Raw genomic sequence first — 18508 nt, 5'->3', positions numbered from 1 at the left:
GCACCGCCATGGTGGGTAGGTTCGAACGCAACAAGGACACGCTCCAGGAACTGACCGAGTCCGCGGCGACGCACGTCGGCAACATCGCCGGCATCATCACCGGCGCGGTCCGCGAGGTCACCCGGGAGGTCGGGGACTGGATCAGCGACGGCATCGAGATGCGGGAGGCCGCCCGCAAGGCGAGCGCCGACGACGAGCGCGTCGCAGAGCCGCCGTCCGAGCCGTCCGGCGGGTAGGCGAAGAACGCCGGGTAGCTGAGGAACACAGAGACAGCGCGGGGCGGGCACCGGGATCCGGTGCCCGCCCCGCGCTGTCGGCGTGTGTTCGGATCAGATGACGCCGAGCGCGAACATCGCGTCGGCGACCTTCACGAAGCCGGCGATGTTGGCGCCGTGGATGTAGTCACCGGGCTTGCCGTACTCGGCTGCGGTGTCCACGCAGTTCTGGTGGATGTCGCGCATGATGCCGGCGAGGCGCTCGTCGGTGTAGTCGAAGTGCCACGAGTCGCGGGAGGCGTTCTGCTGCATCTCGAGCGCGGAGGTCGCCACGCCGCCGGCGTTCGCCGCCTTGCCCGGGGCGAACGCGACGCCCGCCTCGCGGAACACCGCGATGCCACCGGGGGTGGTGGGCATGTTCGCGCCCTCGGCGACGACCCGCACGCCGTTGTTGACCAGGGTCTTCGCGGCGGTCTCGTCCAACTCGTTCTGGGTGGCGCAGGGGATGGCGACGTCGCACGGCACGTCCCAGATCGAACCACCCGGGAAGTACTGCGCGTCGGGACGCTCGTCGAGGTACTCGGAGATGCGGCCGCGCTGGACCTCCTTGATCTCCTTGAGCAGCTCGAGGTCGATGCCGTTCTGGTCGACGATGTAGCCGGAGGAGTCGGAGCAGGCGATGGCGATGCCGCCGAGCTGGTGCACCTTCTCGATCGCGTAGATCGCCACGTTGCCCGAACCGGACACGACGACCTTGCGGCCCTCGAGGGAGGAGTTCACGGACTTGGCCATCTCCGCCACGAAGTAGGCGACGCCGTACCCGGTGGCCTCCCGGCGCACCTGCGAGCCGCCCCAGGTCAGGCCCTTGCCGGTGAGCACGCCGGACTCGTAGGAGTTGGTCAGGCGCTTGTACTGGCCGAACAGGTAGCCGATCTCGCGTCCGCCGACGCCGATGTCGCCGGCCGGGACGTCGGTGTACTCGCCGATATGGCGGTGCAGCTCGGTCATGAAGGACTGGCAGAAGCGCATGATCTCCTGCTCCGAGCGACCCTTGGGGTCGAAGTCCGAGCCGCCCTTGCCGCCGCCGATGGGCAGGCCGGTGAGGGCGTTCTTGAAGATCTGCTCGAAGCCGAGGAACTTCACGATGCCGAGGTTGACGCTCGGGTGGAAGCGCAGGCCGCCCTTGTACGGGCCGAGCACGCTGTTGTACTGGACCCGGAAGCCGCGGTTGACGTGCACGTTGCCCTGGTCGTCGATCCACGGCACCCGGAAGATGATCTGCCGCTCGGGCTCGGTCAGCCGTTCGATGAGGCCGGCTTCGAAGTAGCGGGGGTGACGCTCGAGGACGACATGCAGGGACTCGAACACCTCGGCGGCTGCCTGATGGAACTCGGGTTCACCGGCGTTGCGCGCCTTCACCTGTTCGTAGATCTCTGCAATGCGGTCCCGGGTCGACACGCTCACCACCTGACTGTGAGGAAACTGTTACATGGCGTTAACACGTTGAATCATAGGCGCAGGCACCGGGCATCCGATAAAAGGGGGCAGTATGCCCGGGCTCCGGGCGTCGAGGGTGTCGGCCGAACCGGGGGACGGCTACGCGGGCTCGGGAAGGGTGGCTTCCGGGCCCGGGCTGCCGCCGAGCGCGGCGACGAGGCGTTCGCGTGCGCGTCCGAGGTGCCGGGTGATCACCTCGACCGCCGCATCGCCGTCGCCGGTCAGGACGGCGTCGAGGATCTGCTGGTGTTCGGCCGCGATGCTCGTCGTGGTGAGCAGCTGCTTGCCCTGCACCTGCACCATGCACAGCCGCACCTCGGACACGAGCGAGCCGAACATGCGGCTGGTGCGCGGGCTGCCCAGCGCGTCCACCAGGGCGGTGTGGAAGCGCATGTCGGGTTCGACGACGGTGAGCGGGTCGGCCTCGGTCATGGCCGAGATCTCGGCGTTGGCGGCCGACGCCGCCGGAGGCACCGCCCGGGTCTCGGCGAGCGCGCGCAGCACCACCGATTCCAGGTGCGCGCGGGTGCGGTAGATGTCACGCACGTCGTCGGGGCCCAACTGGGGCACGCGGGCGGTCTTGTGGGCGCTGCGCTGTAGTAGGCCCTCGCCGACGAGCTTCTCGATGGCGGCCTTGGCGGTCGGCCTGGCGACTTCGTAGGCGCGGGACACCTCGGCTTCGGTGAGGGCGTCCTCGTGCGTCAGCTCCCCGGCGAACACGCGCCGCCGCAGTTCCAGGGCGAGGGCGTCGACGATCGACAGGGCCTCGACGCGTCCGACCAATGCCCCGCTCCTTCCCGGCTCTCCGCGCACCCGCACGGACCTGCGCGAACACGAGCATTCTTGCACGACGCCGCACATGCATTCTTGACAGGAATGTGTACTTGTCTGACAATTCTGGGAAACGGTGACAGGCATCACAACGAGAGGCGCGCTATGTACCAACAGACACTCGACCCGATCGGCGGCTCACTCGCCTGGTCGGCCGTGGTCGCGGCGATCCCGCTGGCCGCGATGTTCGTCATGCTCGGCGTCTTCAGATGGAAGGCGCACCGCGCGGCCCTCGTCGGTCTGGCGCTCGCCGTGCTCGCGGCGGTCGCCGGGTGGGGCATGCCGCTCGGCCAGGCCGCCGCCGCGACCGCCGAGGGAGCCTTCTACGGCCTGTTCCCGATCTTGTGGATCCTCGTCAACGCCCTCTTCGTCTACAAGCTCACGGTTGTCACCGGCTGGTTCGAGGAGCTCGGCCGGGTCATCCGGTCCATCTCGGACGACCAGCGCATCCTGGCCATTCTCATCGCCTTCTGCTTCGGTGCGCTGCTCGAGTCGCTCGCCGGATTCGGCGCGCCCGTCGCGATCTCCGCGGCGATGCTCATGGCCGCGGGCATGGCACCGCTCAAAGCCGCGTGCACGTCCCTGCTGGCGAACACCGCGCCCGTGGCCTTCGGTGCGATGGGTGCCCCGATCCTCGCGCTCGCCGGGGTCACCGGGCTGCCGCTCGACGACCTGTCCGCGATGGCCGGCCGGCAGACGCCGTTCGTCGCGGCCGTCGTGCCGATGGTGATGGTGTTCCTCGTCGACGGCCGCCGCGGAATTCGGCAGACCTGGCCCGTCGCGGTCGTCGCGGGCCTGACCTTCGGCCTCGCCCAGTTCGTCACCGCGAACTACCTCACCGTCGAGCTCACCGACGTCGTCGCCGCGATCGTCACGGTCGGCGCGGTGCTGGGCATGCTGAAGGTGTGGCAGCCGGAGGAGCGCCTGGTCGCCACGACCGACACCGCCCTCACCGCACCGGTCGGCGCCGGCACCGCGGTCGGCATCGCCGCCCCGCCGTCGCGTTTCGACGGATACAGCCGGACGCGGCGCACGCTGCTGGCCCTCGCCCCGTACCTGACGATCATCGCGATCTTCACCGTGGCGCAGATCCCGTTCGTCAAGACGTGGCTCACCGAGATCGGCACCGTGTCGTTCCGCTGGCCCGGACTCGACATCGTCGACGTCGACGGCAAGCCGCTGAGCGCGCAGACGTTCAAACTCGACCACCTCAAGGCCACCGGCACCCTGTTGCTGCTCGCCGGGGCCGTCACGGCCGGGATGTACGGGATCGGCGTACGCCGCGCCGTCCGCGCCTATGCCGACACCCTCGTGCAGCTGCGCTGGACCATTGTCACCGTCACCTCGGTGCTCGCGTTGGCCTTCGTGATGAACCTGTCCGGTCAGACCGCCGGCCTGGGCATGGCGCTCGCGTCCGCGGGCGGGGTGTTCGCCCTCGTCTCGCCGCTGATCGGCTGGATCGGCGTGGCCATCACCGGATCCGACACGTCGTCGAACTCGCTGTTCGGCGTCATGCAGATGACCGCCGCGCAGCAGGCCGGGCTCGACCCGGTGCTCATGGCGGCGGCCAATTCGTCCGCGGGTGTGCTCGGCAAGATGCTCTCGCCGCAGAACCTGTCGGTCGCGGTGGCCGCGGTCGGCCTGGCCGGGGCGGAGGGTGTCATCCTGCGCCGTCTGATCGGCTGGAGCCTCGGGTTGCTCGTGTTCCTCACCGTCGTCATCTACCTGCAGTCCACCCCCGTTCTCGATTGGATGGTTCCGTGAACACCAGCGTCGTGACTCCCGTCCCCGACACCGAGCCGGTCGTCGCCGCGCTCGTCGACGCCCTCGGCGACGCCGTCGTCACCGATCCGGACCGGATGCTCGCCTATCGGCGCGACCAGTCGCTGCTCACGCCGGCCGGGATGCCGCTCGCCCTGGTCCGGGCGCGGGACACCGACGACGTCGTCGCCACCCTGACGATCGCGCACCGGCACGGCATCCCCGTCGTCACCCGCGGCGCCGGCACCGGTCTCGCGGGTGCGGCCAACGCCCTCGACGGCGGCATCGTGCTCAGCGTCGAGAAGATGAACGCCATCGTCGAAATCGACACCGAATCACGCACCGCCACAGTGCAACCCGGGGTGATCAACGGCGATCTCGCCGCCGCGGCCGCCGAGCGGGGGCTGTGGTACGTGCCGGACCCTGGCAGCCGCGCCGTCTCCACCATCGGCGGCAACCTCGCCACCAACGCCGGCGGCACCTGCTGCGCGAAGTACGGGGTCACGGCCGACCATGTCGCCCGCATCAAGGCGGTGCTCGCCGACGGGCGGATCATCCACACCGGCGCCGTCACCCGGAAGAACGTGGCGGGACTGAACCTCACGCAACTGCTCGTCGGGTCCGAGGGCACCCTCGCCGTCATCGTCGAGGCCACCGTGCGGCTGCGCGCCGCCGCCACCGCGGCCGCCACGGTGGTCGCGAGCTTCCCGGAAACCGCGCAGGCCGTCGCCGCGGTGCTGGCGATCCGCGAGCAGGCCGAGCCGTGCCTCGTCGAACTGATGGACCGCACCACCATCGCCGCCGTCAACGACATGACGCACATGGGACTCGACGACACGGCCGGTGCGCTGCTGCTCGTCCAGTGCGACGGGCGCGACGCCGCCGCCGAAGCGCAGGTGTGTGCGCGGGCCTGTACCGCGGCGGGCGCCACCGAGGTGTACGACACCGCCGACCCGGTGGAGGGGGAGGAGTTCATGGCCGCGCGGCGGGTCGCGCTCACCGCGCTCGAGCGATGTGGCAGCACCCTGCTCGACGACCTGGCCGTTCCCGTGCCGCGGCTGCCCGAGATGCTCGCGGCGATCGAGGCGATCGCCGCGCGGCACGAGCTGCTCATCGGCACGTTCGGGCACGCGGCGGACGGAAACCTGCATCCCACCATCGTGTTCGACGCCGCCGACGAGGTCGTCGCGGGGCGCGCCCGGCAGGCGTTCGACGAGATGGTCGCCGAATGCCTGGCGCTCGGCGGTTCGATCAGCGGAGAGCACGGCATCGGGGTGCTCAAACAGCCGTACCTCGAAACCCAGGTCGGCACGGTCGAGCGTGCGCTCATGCAGCGCATCAAGGCGGCGTTCGACCCGAGCGGGATTCTCAACCCGGGGCGCGGGATCTGACCGGCCGGCGACCCCCGGGGACGGACCCGTCGACGGACCTCCGTCCCTACCCGGCCGACGGCTGGTGGTGGCACGGTGGGAGGTGACATCGGCACCGGTGCGGAACGGGGGAGTGCGGCAGTGGCGACACAACCGGAATCCACGCGGCGGGAGCGGCTGCGCCGCGCCTTCGAACCCGCGCTGCTCGCCGTCACCCTCACCGCCCTGACGGCCGGGGGCATCGCCTGGCTTCTCGGTGCCCACGCCGTCGCCGACGCCTGCTGGATCGCCGGCACCGTCGTCGCGATCGTGCCCGCGACCTGGTGGGTGATCGACGCGCTGCGCCGCGGCCGCGTCGGGGTGGATCTGATCGCGGTGCTCTCCCTGGTCGGCACCCTGCTGGTCGGCGAGTACGTCGCCGGGGCGCTGATCGGCGTGATGCTCGCGTCGGGGCAGGCCCTCGACGCCGCCGCGGAACGCCGCGCCACCAAGGACCTGCGGGCCCTGCTCGAGCACGCCCCGCACACCGCGCGCCGCCGCGTCGGCGACGAGGTGCAGGTGGTGCCGCTCGGCGACGTCGTACCCGGGGACACCCTGGTCGTCGGGCCGGGCGAGGTGGTGCCGGTCGACGGCTGGGTCACGTCCGAACTCGCGGTGCTCGACGAGTCCGTCCTCACCGGCGAGCCGATGCACGTGCAGCGCCGCACCGGGGAGGCCGTGCGCAGCGGCGTCGTCGCCGCCGGCGGCGCCTTCGAGATCCACGCCCGCGCCACCGCCGAGGACAGCACCTACGCCGGCATCGTGCGCCTGGCCCGCGAGGCCGCCGCCGAGAGCGCCCCGGTGGTGCGGATCGCGGACCGGGTCGCCGCGTGGTTCCTGCCGCTGTCGCTGACGGTGGCGGGGCTCGCGTGGCTGTTCAGCGGGTCGGCGACCCGTGCCGTCGCCGTGCTGGTGGTGGCCACCCCGTGCCCCCTGCTGCTCGCCGCGCCCGTCGCGATCGTCTCCGGTCTCTCCCGCGCCTCGCGCCTGGGGGTGGTGATCCGCAGCGGCGGCGCACTCGAGAACCTCGGGCACGCGACGACGCTGGTGATGGACAAGACGGGCACGCTCACCAGCGGCCGGCCCGCCGGCGCCGACATCGTCACCGCACCCGGGGGCGACGGCGCCGAGCTGCTGCGCCTGGCGGCCTCCGCCGACCAGCTCTCCCCGCACGTGCTCGCCGAGGCCATCGTGCAGGAGGCGAAGATGCGCGGGCTGACCCTGTCGCTGCCCACCGACGTCGCCGAGCAGGCCGGCACCGGCGTGGCCGCGACCGTCGACGGCCGGCGCGTCACCGTCGGCAGCCTGCCGCTGCCCGCCGATGCGCCCGGCTGGGCCCGGGCGGTGCTCAGCCGTGCCGCGCTCGACGGCGCCGTCGTCGCCTGGGTCACCGTCGACGGCGACCTGGCCGGCGCCCTGCTGCTCGTGGACCCGCTGCGCCGCGACGCCGCCCGCACGCTGCGGCGGCTGCGCTCGGCCGGGCTGGACCGGCTGGTCATGCTCACCGGCGACCGTCGCGAACCGGCCGAGGAGATCGGCTCCGTCCTCGGCCTCGACGGGGTCTATGCCGAGCAGACCCCGGCGGACAAGGTGAACGGTGTGCGTGCCGAGCGGGAGTCGGCGGTGACGGTGATGGTCGGCGACGGCGTCAACGACGCCCCCGCCCTCGCCGCCGCGACCGTCGGCGTCGCGATGGGCGCCCGCGGATCCACGGCGAGCTCGGAGGCGGCGGACATCGTGCTCACCACCGACCGCCTCGACCGGCTCGCCGATGCCATGGAGATCGCGCGTCGCTCCCGGCGTATCGCCGTGCAGAGCGCCACGGTCGGCATGGGCCTGTCGCTGGTCGCCATGGGCTTCGCCGCGTTCGGCTACCTGCCTCCCGCGGTGGGTGCGCTGCTGCAGGAGGGCATCGACGTCGCGGTGATCCTCAACGCCCTGCGCGCCCTGCGCGGCGACCGGGACCGGGAGCTGGCCCTGCCCGACGACACCGAGGCGATGCTGCACCGGTTCTCGGCCGAACACGACGTCCTGCGTGACGAGCTGTCGATCCTGCGCGACACCGCCCAGCTGCTCGCGTCCGGCGATCGGCCCGCCGCCCACACGGCGCTGCGCCGCGTCGACGCGTTCCTGTTCGACACGCTGCTGCCGCACGAGCAGGCCGAGGACAGCGAGCTGTACCCGGCGCTCGCGGTGCCGCTCGGCAGCGGGGAGGCGACCGCGACAATGAGCCGGATGCATGCCGAGATCGACCGGCTCAGCCGCCGCCTGCGCACGCACCTGGCGCAGGCCGACGCCGCCGGCGGGCTGCGACCGGACCAGTGCGACGACCTGCTCGCCTGCCTGTACGGGCTGTACGCGCTGCTGCGGCTGCACTTCGTGCAGGAGGAGGAGAACTACTTCACCCTCGCGCCCGAGGCCGAACGGGCGGACGGCTCGGCATGACCGGTCCGGGCGGACGGCTGCGGCCGTACGTATCCGGTTCTGCCGGTGCGACGTTCGCGGTGGGACGGCCGGGTCAGCGCCGGGCTTCGGCCGCGATCATCGACAGAGTCGGCCGTGCCATGGCCCGCACGAACGGCCCGACCGCCGTCCAGTAGCGGCGGAAGAGTCTGCGGGCCTTTTCGTCGGTGCCGTGCACCCGGATCTCGGTGAGCAGGACGCAGGTCTGCGCGTCGTACGGCAGGACGGTGAAACTCCATGTGCCGACCCCGCATTCGGGAATCGCGATGCTCGACAGGGGCGCCCCGGGATCCCAGTCGACGCGGCCGTAACCCGGCTCCCACCACCGACCGACGAAGCCGAGCACGAGTTCCCGCCCCGGTTCCTCGGCGACCACCTCGAAGCCGCCCTGCGGACCGATCAGGTTACCGAGGCGGATCGAGCGGTGCGCCCGCACCTCCCGACGCCGCGGCGCGCGCACGGCGTCGAAGGCCATCCGGGCCAGATTGGGGGCGGCGATCACCGGGGACCGCATGAAGTCGATGCGCCGGATCGCGGCGAACGTGTCCCCGGCCGGGGCGTCGACCACCCGCGCGCGTACGACCCGCTGCTCGAAGACCGGCAGCTGCCGTTCGGTCGCGGTGGATTCACCGTCCGGCATTGTTGCTCCTCGGAAGCTGCGCGGTTCGAGTCGCCGACAGTTGCCGGACCATCACCCAGCGCGCGACGAGGTAGCCGAGGACACCGCCGTAGACGGCCTTCAGCACCAGGAACCATCCCGTCGACAGCCCTGACACACCGAGGAGGTGCAGCACCCAGATCGCGAGCACGGAGACGGCCGCGGCCGCCACCCCGAGCGACAGGCCCAGAGACCAGGTGCCGGACGGCAATCGCGCCAGCCACCGACCGGCCTGCGGGGCGTCGGCGGTGGTCGCATCGAGCCCTGCGCGCAACGCCCGTCGCACCCCGGCAGCGGAGAACCAGGAGACGAGCACGGAGAGGATGATCGCGGTCAGCGCGATGTCGACGACGATCCCGTCGGCCGACCACAGCGGCACGAACGACGTGCCGCGCTTGCCCGCCCACGCCAGCAGCGGATTGACGACGACGTTCACCAGGCCGGTGACGACGGCCTGCTTCCGGAACTACGAGGCAGCAGAATCCACGGCGCGTCCTCCTGATCACGGCCCGCGGAAACGGGCCCCCTCTCATCGTGAACCGCGGAACCGTGCTCGTTCCAGGGCCGTAGGTCCCCAGCGACGCCGCACGGGCGATGCCGACGCGGCGAAGGCCCGACGTCCTGCCCTCGGTCGCGGGTTCGTCGTCGTCGCACTAGCTCAGGCGAACCGTGCCTCCCGGGTGCAGTTGGGCGACCCGGCCGCGGCATTCGATCTCGATCGGCGCCTGCATCCCGGGACCGGCGCTCACCTGCACCTCTGTGCCGCTGATGCGCAGGCGAAGGCGGTGCCCCCGGTAGAAGATCGGGAATTCGAGGGCACCGAGTGGTTCGGGCCACTGCGGGGCGAACACGAGCCGGTCGCCCCGGGTCTCGAGGCCGGGGACGCACCGCTGCAACAGATCGACGCTGCCGGCCATGGCCGCCAGGTGGATGCCCTCCATCGTGGTGCCGCCCTGGATATCGGCGATGTCGGCTTTCAGCGCCTGGTAGAAGAAGTCGACGGCCTCGTCCCGGTGGGCGCGTGCCAGCACCCAGGAATGGACGACCCCGCTCAGGGTGGAACCGTGCGACGTTCGCGCCATGTAGTAGTCGATGGTCCGCGGGATGTCCTCGTTCGGGAACCGGTAGCCGAGCCGTTCGAGCAGTTCCCGCAGTTCGTCGGAGGACAGCAGATAGAACAGCATCAGCACGTCGGCCTGCTTCGACGCCTGGTAGCGGTTGACGTCGTCGCCCTCGGCCTCGAGGATCCGGTCGAGGCGCTGGATGTCGCCGTAGCGCCGCCGGTAGCCGTCCCAGTCCAGTTCGGCGAGGCGTTCGTACCCCTCGAACTGGCTGAGGACACGATCGTGGAACGGGACGAACATTCTGCGGGTGACGTCCTCCCAGCGCGCCGTCTCCTGCGCGTGCAGCCCCAGGGCCTGGGTCAGGTACGAGCGGATCTGCAGCGGGATCAGCTCGAGCGCCTCGAGGGCGCGCAGGATCACCCAGACCGACATGACGTTGGTGTACGCGTTGTTGTCGATTCCGTCGTACGGTGCGTCGGGGTAGCCGGAATGGAACTCGTCGGGGCCGATGACGCCGCGGATGCTGTACCGTCCGCGTTCCTCGTCGTAGGACGCGAGATCGGCGTAGAAGCGGGCGATCTCCACGAGCATCTCGGCGCCGTACTCGATCAGGAACTCCAGGTCGCCGGTCACCTGGTAGTACTGCCACACGTTGTGGGCGATCGCGATGCCGGTGTGGTGCTGGCGCCGGCTGGGGTCCGGGTTCCAGCGGCCGGATCTGGGATTGAGGTGCAGTTGCGGGCTCTCCTCGCGGCCGTCGCTGCCCGACTGCCACGGGAACATCGCACCGCGGTGACCGGCTTCGCGCGCCATCCGGCGGGCCTCCCGCAGGCGGCGGTAGCGGTAGCGCAGCAACGACCGGGTCAGCGTGGGCAGCCGCAGGTTCAGCACCGGGAACACGAACAGCTCGTCCCAGAAGACGTGCCCGCGGTACGCCTCGCCGTGCAACCCCCGTGCCGGCACGCCCACGTCGAGGTCGGCGGTGTTCGCGGAGACCGTCTGCAGCAGGTGCAGAAGATGGAACCGGAGGACTCGCAGGGCGTGGCCGTGGCCCGGACCCTCGTACTCGATGCCCAGGTGGTCCCACAGATATCCCCAGGCGAGCACATGGCCGTCGAGCAGTTCGTCGAACCGGCCCAGCCGGGGAAGCCAGCGGGCGGCTTCGTCGGCCGGCTCGGAGACCGCCTGATCGCGCCCGGTGAACACCGCCACCATCTTCTCCAGCGTCACGGGCCGGTCCGTCTCGACGTCGACGGTGATGTCGTGTCCGATCCGATCGTCGCCGTCGACCAGCCGGTACTCGCCGGCAACGGGCTCCCCGTCGCACCACACCGTGTTCCGGGCCGCCATCGCCACCGGTATCCGCGACTGGTTGGTCTGCACCGCCAGCAGCACCGAGTCGACGGACAGCGCGGTGGCTTGCAGCGGCTCGAGGTGCTGGTCGGCGAGGTCGCGATAGCGCTCGACGAGGGAGTTCCGGACCGCGCCGTCCAGCAGCGAGCGGATCTCGAGCCGGCCCGACCAGTCTTCGGCCACGATCGTCGTCTCGAGGGCGCAGGCGTGCGGCAGATGCATGGCAACCAGGCGCCGCTGCCGCACCGACGTGGTGCGCCCCGCCGCGTCGCGGAATCGGAACCGCCGGATGAGGACGGCGCGGCGGAGGTCGAGGTATTGGCGGTAGTCGAGCAGCTCTGCGGTGTCGAGGTCGAACCACTGCCCGCCGTCGACCCGGAAGGTCACCGGCAACCAGTTCGGCAGGTTCACCAGGCTCTCGTGGTCGATGGCACTCCCCGCCACCTCGTCCTGGAGACGGTTGAAGATGCCGGCCACATAGGTGCCGGGGTAGTGCACGCCGTCCGCGCGGGATTCGGGCGCGCAGCCTCGGGTGGCGAAGAAGCCGTTCCCGACGGTGCAGAGGGCCTCGCGCAGCTTCTCGGTGAGCGGGTCGTAGCCCTCGAAGAACATCGTCCAGGCGTCGTCCGGGGGCGGCGCGATCCCCGGGTCGCTGCCGAGCAGATCCGCCAGCCGCTCCAGTAGCTCACGAACCCGGTCCGGACCGTCGACCGCGAATTGTGCCGTCGACCGCCGATCGCCTTCCTCGCTGTAGCGCACGACGATGCCGATCCCGGTCGATGTCAGGGTGCCGAACGCGTCGTCGTCGGTGAGGTCGTCGCCGATGTAGACCGGCATCGGGTCGTCTGCGCCGCGGAGGTGCTCGAGCACCCAGGCCACCGCCCGCCCCTTGTCCCAGTCCACATCGGGGCGGAGCTCGGTGACCTTGCGTCCGCTCGTGACGCGGAGCCGGACGTCCCGGTCGGCCGCATCGTGCACTGCTGCGACGACCTCCTCGATCCGGTCCTCGGCGACGTTGCGGTGATGAACTGCCACGGCGAAACGCTTGTGCTCCACCAGAACGCCGGGCACGCCGGCCAGGCGGTCCCGCAGGGCGCCGGCGATTCGCTCGAGGTCGGGCACCGCGGGGACGGCGGCATCGTTCCGGTGGTACTCGCCGTCCGGCCCGACGAGTTCGAAACCGTGGTTACCCGCATACCAGAGTCCGGGCACGCCGACCCGTGCCTGCACGTCGGTCACGTCGCGGCCGCTGATCACGCCGACGGGGCAGTAGCGGGCCAGCCGGGCAAGCTCTTTCGCCGCGCCCTCGACCAGGGTGGCAGCGGTGGGATCGTTCACGAGGTGGGCGAGGGTGCCGTCGAAGTCCAGGAACACGGCGTAGCGCCGGGTGCGCAGGATGGCGGTCGCCTGGTGACGAGATGCCAAGGCGTCCGGGATTTCCGACAGCCGGCGCTCGCGGGGGCGCGGTTCGACCGTGGGGGTGGTCATCGGCTCGGCTCGGATGATGAGTGCATGGCAGTCTGTCCCTCCGCACCGTTGCAGGACAGGCCCACAAGGGGTTCCCCATTCTATGACGGGACCGGCGGCGTGCAGTCCGTTTCGGTGCAGGCTACGACCAGGTCCTCGGATTGAAGACGACGTAGAACCAGGCGTTCGTCGTAGGGTCCCACGAACAGGACACGAGGACGACGGCGCCGATGGACCGATCGAACGCCTCGGCCTTGGGACAGACGGCGTCGCCGTCCGGTCCGGCGAACTCGGCGCGGTAGAGCGGACCGATGCGCCACGGCGCGGCGGTGGCCGTTCCGGCTCCCACGGTGGCCCCCAGGACGATCGCGGCGACGACGAGACCGGCGAGTGCTGCGGCCCTGTGGGCGACGTTCTTCGACACGAGGACTCCTTCGGCGTGGGAACGGTCCGGGCGCAGGCACACCGTCGCGACCCTGAACTCTGCCGAAGCCCGCTCTCGATGATCACCGGTGGGTGCCCGGCGCGCAGGCGTTCGCACGAACCGGTACGTATGTATCCGGTCTCAGTCCTCCAACCGCTCGGCCTCCTCGATCGCCGCCTGCAACTGGTCCAGCAGTGCCTTCGCCTGCACGATGTCGAGGGCGACGCCGAGGCCTTCCGGCAGGTCGAGCACGACGCCGGGCCCGTTCGCGCGGGCGGTGACGGGATGGTCGCCGGTCGTATCGGTCATTGAGAGTCCTTCCGGTTCGGGGGCGCGCTTGCCGGGTCTCAGTGTGCCCGGAAGAACTACCGTGTGGGGCGGGAGCGTACGGCGACGGGAAGGGGGAGCGATGGCAGTGACCAGCGCCGGCCTTCTGCTGTACCGGATCGACGCCGACGGCGTGCTCGAGGTGTGGATCGTGCACCCGGGCGGGCCGTACTGGGTCGGCAAGGACGAGGCGGCCTGGTCGATCCCCAAGGGGGTCTACGGCGACGACGAAGACCCGTTCGCCGTGGCCTTGCGAGAGTTCGAGGAAGAATGCGGGATGCCCGCGCCCCAGGTGAACTACGAGATGCTCGGGCGGTTCAAGCAGCCCTCCGGCAAGATCGTCACCGTCTACGCCGGTGAGACCGCCGACGATCTGGCCTTCGTCGGCAGCAACACCTTCGACCTGGAGTGGCCGCCGCGGTCCGGAAAGGTGCAGAGCTTTCCCGAGGTGGACGACGCTCGCTGGTTTCCGCCCGCCGTCGCGGCCATCAAGCTCGTGAAGGGGCAACGCCCGATCCTCGCCCGGCTCGGCGAGCGCGTGCACGCTGCCGGCCGGTCGTTCGCGTCCGGTCCGCCGGTGCCCGGTGCAGGAACGGAAGAACCGGGCATATGAGCAAGACCGTGCTCGTCACCGGAGGAGGGCGGGGGCTCGGCCGGGCCACGGCCGAGAAGCTCGCCGCTCGGGGACATCGCGTCCTGCTCACCGCGCGAACCCGCGCTGCCGCGGAGGACGCAACCGAAGCGATCCAGCGGACGGATCCCGACGCTCGGGTCGAGCCGCGCTGGGTCGATCTGTCTTCTCTGGAGCAGGTCCGGTTCTTCGGCGTCGCGGAAGCCGAGCGGGGCGAACCGATCGACGTGCTGCTGCATGTCGCCGGCATCCTGCAGACGAGCAAGGAACGCCGGCTCACCGTCGACGGGTACGAGGAGACCCTCGCCGTCAACGTCCTGGCTCCGTTCCTGCTCACCGCCCTGCTCCTGCCCGCACTCGAGCGCAGCCCGTCGGCGCGTGTGGTCACCGTCGGCTCGCGGCTGCACCTGCCCGGCTCCCGCGGAGCGCCGGTGGACTTCGACTTCGCCGACGTCCAGCTCGAGCACGGCTACAACCCCGAGCGGGCATACAAGAATTCCAAGCTGGCGGTGATGTGGTTCACCTACGAGCTCCAGCGCCGCCTCGCCGGGCGGCCGATCACTGCGAACGCCGTGTGTCCCGGTTTCGTGCCCACCACCGCTGCTGCGAGCACCCGCGGTCTGATGCGGCTGTTCATGGCGCACGTGTTGCCGCACATGCCCTTCGCCACGTCCGTCGATGCGGCCACCGATTCGCTGGTGTTCACGGCGGTCGACCCGTCGCTCGACGGGGTGGGCGGAAAGTTCTTCGGCGAGTGTCACGAAATCGACTCCAGCGCGCAGTCCCACGACGTTGCCCAGGCCGGACGTTTCTGGACGATCGCCGAACATCTCACCGGTCTCGCCTGACCTGTCGCGCCGATGGTGGGACGTGGCCGGCCCCGCGAGGACGCGAGATCTCCGTGCAGTGCTTACGGGCGCTGAGTGGAGTGTGGTGCCCCCGGCAGGACTCGAACCTGCCCTCTCATGCTTCTCGTCGTAGCAGGTGACCTCGTACTTTGCTTGTCTCACCTGCTAACCGTGCAATCTACACTGTGGTCATAGTTGGGCACCAGTGGACACTGAAAGACACACGGATAGTCGGGAGATTGCACGACCATGCCAGCCAAAAAGGGAATGCGCGGATGGGGCCGGCTGCGGCAACTCCCATCCGGACGATGGCAAGCCGGCTACGTCGGCCCCGACGGGCTGCTGTACCGACCGAACTCAACGTTCGGCGCCAAGATGGACGCGGAAGGATGGCTTGCTCACGAACGTCGGCGAATAGACCTCGGTGTATGGGTACCGCCCGGCGCCGAACCGGAGAAGGATGACGCCGTCCTCACTCTCGCTGCGTATGCCGAACAGTGGCTCGCCGAACGCAACCTCAAACCCCGCACCCGCACGCTCTACCGCGACCTGTTGCGCCTGCACATCGTGCCCGTCCTCGGTGACGCCGAACTGTCCGCGATCACACCCGCGACCGTCCGCAGCTGGCACGCAGGGCTGGGCACCACGACACCGACTCGCAACGCCCATGCCTACGGCCTATTGCACGCCATCATGTCGACCGCTGTCGACGACGAACTGATCGACGCCAACCCGTGCCGCATCCGTGGAGCGAGCAAGACGAAACGCGCACGCACGATCACCTTGCTGACGCCTCCCGAACTCGACCAGCTCGCCGCAGCAATGCCCGACCGGTTGCGCTGCTCCGTACTGCTGGCCGCCTGGTGCGGACTCAGGTGGGGAGAGACGTCAGAGCTACGCCGTAAAGACGTGTCCGCCGATCGCTCGGTTCTGCACGTGCACCGGGCCGTGGTTTACCGGAACGGGCAGTTCATCGTGTCCACGCCGAAGACCAGTGCAGGACGCCGTGACGTCGCCGTACCGCCGCACATCGCGAAGATTCTCGGTGAGCACCTGGACGATCATGTCGGCCGAGGGAAAGAGTCGCTGTTGTTCCCCGCCGAAGCTGGTAGCCACATGGGTGACTACGAGTATCGAAAGGCATTCAAGAGGGCAGCCGCGGGAATTGGCCGGGAGAACCTGCGCGTGCACGACCTGCGTCACGTCGGCGCCGTATTGGCTGCGCAGGCCGGCGCTACTACCGCCGAGCTCATGCTCAGGCTCGGACATACGACGCCGGCAATGGCGATCCGCTACCAGCATGTCGCGGCCGGACGTGACGCCCAGATCGCCGCGCGGCTGTCTGAGCTCGCGGGGGAGAGCAGGCACCCCCTTGAAATGTGAGCATTAACACATGAGGCAGTTTGGACGCCCCTCGCCTCCAGTCAGGCGCGCCTTAGTCCGGATCGGAGGTGCGTCGCCTCCGAACTGACGCATTCCTGCGATCGGACGCGAAATCGTCCTTCCTGAAGGCAGATTCGTCGTTTCTCGACTACGGATGTCCGGCGATAGCTTCTTGGACATACGGGGAACCGCCCGTCATTCAAGAGGAATCATCGCGACACCGGAGGAATCGGATTGCCCGCGAATAAGCCCCCGCGACGCCTAGCATCCATCCCGCAAGCCGCAGAGGAACTCGGCGTCTGCACGAAGACACTCCGGCGCTACATCAGCGCCGGGCACATCACCGGCTATCGGCTCGGCCCGCGCATGATCCGCGTCGACCTCAACGAGATTGAGGCAACGCTGCGCCCGATGGCTGCCGGTGGTGCGGCATGATCCGCCGAGGGCGGCCGGCCGACACGTACTGGCGCGACGAGCGTTTTGATCCCAGCAGTGCGGACGAGCGGCACGTCTTGTTCTGCTTCGGGTGCCCGGTCTGCCACACGGCGGCCGATGAGGACGAGCGCCTGCCCGCTGGCGAGCCGGTCGGGGGTGTGCCCGCATGAGCACAAACGAAAGCCGCCCCGACGCTCACGGGGCGGCCCTCGCTGTCACTGCTGACGAATCGCTGCTGTGCCTTGACGGTACCAAGGTCAGCGGACAACTCGATCGCCGTCGCGCGACGGCGTGCCGAGTGCCCGCCCTGCGTTGCGGATGCGCAGATCCGTGGACGTGTCGCTGCGGTGCCGAGCCGGCGTTGACGGAGCACTACCTCGACGGCTGGCGCGACTCGGCCCATCACCTGCTCGGCTGCGGTCTCGCGCCGATCGTGCCGATTCCGGTCCTGCGGGCGCTGTGGCGCCGTGGTGGCCGCGATCAGGACCTCGCCGAGTACCTGACCCGGCGGGAGCGTGCTCGCCGGTGACCGATCACGAGCTCGCCCGGTTGCTGCGGCCATGGCCGAACGGCAAGGATCCCGACCTCGCACCGGCGGCCGACCCCTACGCGGACGTACCCGCGCCGGACGAACCGGATCGCCCCGAAGTCGAGGCTGACTCGCCGCGGCGGGAGCATCTGCGGGATCGGCTGCTGAGTGTGTCCGATCTTGGCAGGATGACCGGCGTCGAGCCGTTGGTCGACGGTCTGCTGTACCGCGACACCCTCGCCCAGTTGTCCGGCCCGCCTGGGTCCTACAAGTCCTTTGTAACACTAGGGGTTTCGTGCGCTGTGGCGACTGGGCAGAACTGGGAGGGGCATCACGTCCCGAAAGCCGGGCGCGTGGTGTACGTCGCCGCCGAGGGTGCCTCGGGTCTGCGCGCGCGGATCCTCGCATGGTGCGAGCTGTCCGGCGTCGACCCGGACGAGCTCGAGGATCGGCTCTACGTGCTCCCGACCCCGATCCAGCTCGGCAACGTCATCGACGTGTCCGAGGCCGTCGAGCTGGTCGCCGAGCTCGGGGCAGATCTACTCGTGCTCGACACCCGGGCCCGCTGCACCATCGGGCTCGAGGAGAATTCGGCGACCGAGCAGGGGCGGGCGATCAGCGCCCTCGAGCGTGTCCAGGACGCCGCGCACTGCACCGTGCTGGTGGTGCACCACTCGCCGAAGGGCGGCACGGGCGGGCGCGGTTCGAGTGCCTGGGACGGACAGGTGTGGACCGATCTGCGGGTCACCGGCGAGGACATGGTCGCCACGATCGAGGTCGCCAAGCACAAGGACGCGGTGTCCGGGACGAAGAATCACTACCGGCTGATCAAGCACACGGTGTCCGAAGTGCTCATGCCGGGCTGCGACGAGGAGCAGCGAAAGTCCCTGGTCGTTGTCCGACGAGACCCGTCGGACAACTTGTCCGAAGACCGCCCTTCCACGCGCACCGTGTTGGACATTCTTCGGACGAGCGCCGGACACGAAGGGCTGACCCGAGCCGAGATCCGGGACCTGTCCGCCGAGCACGGCGTCAGCAAGTCAATGGCCTACGAAGCCGTAAACGCGCTGCTCAAGAAGGGTGCGCTCCGCAACGTCGGCACCGAGAAGCGCTCCAAGTACGTACCCACGGCTGCCTACCTCGAAGGGACCTGATCGATGTTGTCCGACGTCCGTCCGACGTCTTTCCGGCACCCGCCGATTTGTCCGTCCGA

At 69.9% G+C, this 18508-nt stretch carries 17 protein-coding genes; 10 read left to right on the top strand and 7 right to left on the bottom strand.

The window, feature by feature from the left end; translation table 11 throughout:
- Positions 1 to 8: 8 nt before the first annotated feature.
- Positions 9 to 236 carry a hypothetical protein gene (locus JYA75_RS21270; protein WP_006939021.1) on the top strand — a complete coding sequence of 76 codons (228 nt, stop codon included), beginning with the start codon at positions 9 to 11 and terminating at the stop codon, positions 234 to 236.
- Positions 237 to 329: 93 nt separating this feature from the next.
- Here JYA75_RS21270 and gdhA read toward each other — a convergent pair whose 3' ends face one another.
- Together gdhA and JYA75_RS21260 are read right to left on the bottom strand one after the other, a co-directional pair.
- Positions 330 to 1673 (bottom strand): NADP-specific glutamate dehydrogenase, encoded by a 1344-nt coding sequence (gene gdhA, locus JYA75_RS21265; protein ID WP_203330204.1) that lies wholly within the window; start codon positions 1671 to 1673, stop codon positions 330 to 332.
- A gap of 138 nt (positions 1674 to 1811) precedes the next feature.
- Entirely contained in the window at positions 1812 to 2495 is a 684-nt protein-coding gene (locus JYA75_RS21260) for a GntR family transcriptional regulator (RefSeq protein ID WP_006946645.1), read from the bottom strand.
- A 153-nt stretch (positions 2496 to 2648) separates the two neighbouring features.
- Between JYA75_RS21260 and JYA75_RS21255 the strand changes: the two genes are divergently transcribed.
- From JYA75_RS21255 to JYA75_RS21245, 3 genes are all read left to right on the top strand, one after another.
- On the top strand, positions 2649 to 4307 hold the full coding sequence (locus tag JYA75_RS21255) for an L-lactate permease (RefSeq protein ID WP_006946643.1): 1659 nt from the start codon (positions 2649 to 2651) through the stop codon (positions 4305 to 4307).
- Positions 4304 to 5695 (top strand): FAD-linked oxidase C-terminal domain-containing protein, encoded by a 1392-nt coding sequence (locus tag JYA75_RS21250; RefSeq protein ID WP_006946639.1) that lies wholly within the window; start codon positions 4304 to 4306, stop codon positions 5693 to 5695. The genes JYA75_RS21255 and JYA75_RS21250 overlap by 4 nt, the downstream gene beginning before the upstream one ends.
- Positions 5696 to 5815: 120 nt before the next feature.
- The gene (locus JYA75_RS21245) at positions 5816 to 8158 is read left to right on the top strand and encodes a heavy metal translocating P-type ATPase (protein ID WP_006946637.1); all 2343 of its coding nucleotides are present in this window, start codon (positions 5816 to 5818) and stop codon (positions 8156 to 8158) included.
- Positions 8159 to 8231: 73 nt separating this feature from the next.
- Here JYA75_RS21245 and JYA75_RS21240 read toward each other — a convergent pair whose 3' ends face one another.
- The 5 genes from JYA75_RS21240 to JYA75_RS21220 form a co-directional block, all read right to left on the bottom strand.
- The gene (locus JYA75_RS21240) at positions 8232 to 8816 is read right to left on the bottom strand and encodes a hypothetical protein (RefSeq protein ID WP_050035032.1); all 585 of its coding nucleotides are present in this window, start codon (positions 8814 to 8816) and stop codon (positions 8232 to 8234) included.
- Positions 8803 to 9270: a hypothetical protein gene (locus JYA75_RS21235; protein WP_203329311.1), complete on the bottom strand. Its 468-nt coding sequence runs from the start codon at positions 9268 to 9270 to the stop codon at positions 8803 to 8805. Before JYA75_RS21235 ends, JYA75_RS21240 begins: the two co-directional genes overlap by 14 nt.
- Positions 9271 to 9487: 217 nt before the next feature.
- Complete coding sequence (gene otsB / locus JYA75_RS21230) at positions 9488 to 12739, bottom strand: trehalose-phosphatase (protein ID WP_006946631.1); 3252 nt, start codon at positions 12737 to 12739, stop codon at positions 9488 to 9490.
- Positions 12740 to 12860: 121 nt separating this feature from the next.
- Positions 12861 to 13142: a hypothetical protein gene (locus tag JYA75_RS21225; protein WP_006946629.1), complete on the bottom strand. Its 282-nt coding sequence runs from the start codon at positions 13140 to 13142 to the stop codon at positions 12861 to 12863.
- A gap of 141 nt (positions 13143 to 13283) precedes the next feature.
- Positions 13284 to 13451 (bottom strand): hypothetical protein, encoded by a 168-nt coding sequence (locus JYA75_RS21220; protein ID WP_006946627.1) that lies wholly within the window; start codon positions 13449 to 13451, stop codon positions 13284 to 13286.
- Positions 13452 to 13551: 100 nt separating this feature from the next.
- Here JYA75_RS21220 and JYA75_RS21215 point away from each other — a divergent pair, with 100 nt between their 5' ends.
- From JYA75_RS21215 to JYA75_RS21190, 6 genes are all read left to right on the top strand, one after another.
- A complete protein-coding gene (locus JYA75_RS21215; protein ID WP_044476531.1) occupies positions 13552 to 14082 on the top strand; it encodes an NUDIX domain-containing protein in 531 nt (176 codons plus the stop codon).
- Positions 14079 to 14948, top strand: coding sequence for an SDR family NAD(P)-dependent oxidoreductase (locus JYA75_RS21210; protein ID WP_006946625.1), 870 nt, complete (start codon positions 14079 to 14081; stop codon positions 14946 to 14948). The genes JYA75_RS21215 and JYA75_RS21210 overlap by 4 nt, the downstream gene beginning before the upstream one ends.
- Positions 14949 to 15197: 249 nt before the next feature.
- On the top strand, positions 15198 to 16331 hold the full coding sequence (locus tag JYA75_RS21205) for a site-specific integrase (protein ID WP_203329310.1): 1134 nt from the start codon (positions 15198 to 15200) through the stop codon (positions 16329 to 16331).
- Between the two features lie 234 nt (positions 16332 to 16565).
- Positions 16566 to 16766, top strand: a complete 201-nt coding sequence (locus JYA75_RS21200; protein WP_185712675.1) for a helix-turn-helix domain-containing protein — start codon at positions 16566 to 16568, stop codon at positions 16764 to 16766.
- 166 nt (positions 16767 to 16932) lie between these two features.
- Entirely contained in the window at positions 16933 to 17295 is a 363-nt protein-coding gene (locus JYA75_RS28890; protein WP_239010475.1) for a hypothetical protein, read from the top strand.
- On the top strand, positions 17292 to 18449 hold the full coding sequence (locus tag JYA75_RS21190; protein WP_203329309.1) for an AAA family ATPase: 1158 nt from the start codon (positions 17292 to 17294) through the stop codon (positions 18447 to 18449). The genes JYA75_RS28890 and JYA75_RS21190 overlap by 4 nt, the downstream gene beginning before the upstream one ends.
- Positions 18450 to 18508: the final 59 nt, after the last annotated feature.

Source organism: Rhodococcus sp. PSBB066 (genome assembly GCF_017068255.1).
Lineage (GTDB): Bacteria > Actinomycetota > Actinomycetes > Mycobacteriales > Mycobacteriaceae > Rhodococcus > Rhodococcus aetherivorans.
This window is presented reverse-complemented; position numbering and strand designations above follow the sequence as displayed.

Bases quoted from the DNA above. Each gene is read 5' to 3' on its own strand.
- JYA75_RS21215 (WP_044476531.1), top strand. From the start codon at position 13,552: ATGGCAGTGACCAGCGCCGGCCTTCTGCTGTACCGGATCGACGCCGAC.
- otsB (WP_006946631.1), bottom strand. From the start codon at position 12,739: ATGACCACCCCCACGGTCGAACCGCGCCCCCGCGAGCGCCGGCTGTCG.
- JYA75_RS21220 (WP_006946627.1), bottom strand. From the start codon at position 13,451: ATGACCGATACGACCGGCGACCATCCCGTCACCGCCCGCGCGAACGGG.
- JYA75_RS21270 (WP_006939021.1), top strand. From the start codon at position 9: ATGGTGGGTAGGTTCGAACGCAACAAGGACACGCTCCAGGAACTGACC.
- JYA75_RS21240 (WP_050035032.1), bottom strand. From the start codon at position 8,816: ATGCCGGACGGTGAATCCACCGCGACCGAACGGCAGCTGCCGGTCTTC.
- JYA75_RS21255 (WP_006946643.1), top strand. From the start codon at position 2,649: ATGTACCAACAGACACTCGACCCGATCGGCGGCTCACTCGCCTGGTCG.
- JYA75_RS21210 (WP_006946625.1), top strand. From the start codon at position 14,079: ATGAGCAAGACCGTGCTCGTCACCGGAGGAGGGCGGGGGCTCGGCCGG.
- JYA75_RS28890 (WP_239010475.1), top strand. From the start codon at position 16,933: ATGAGCACAAACGAAAGCCGCCCCGACGCTCACGGGGCGGCCCTCGCT.
- JYA75_RS21205 (WP_203329310.1), top strand. From the start codon at position 15,198: ATGCCAGCCAAAAAGGGAATGCGCGGATGGGGCCGGCTGCGGCAACTC.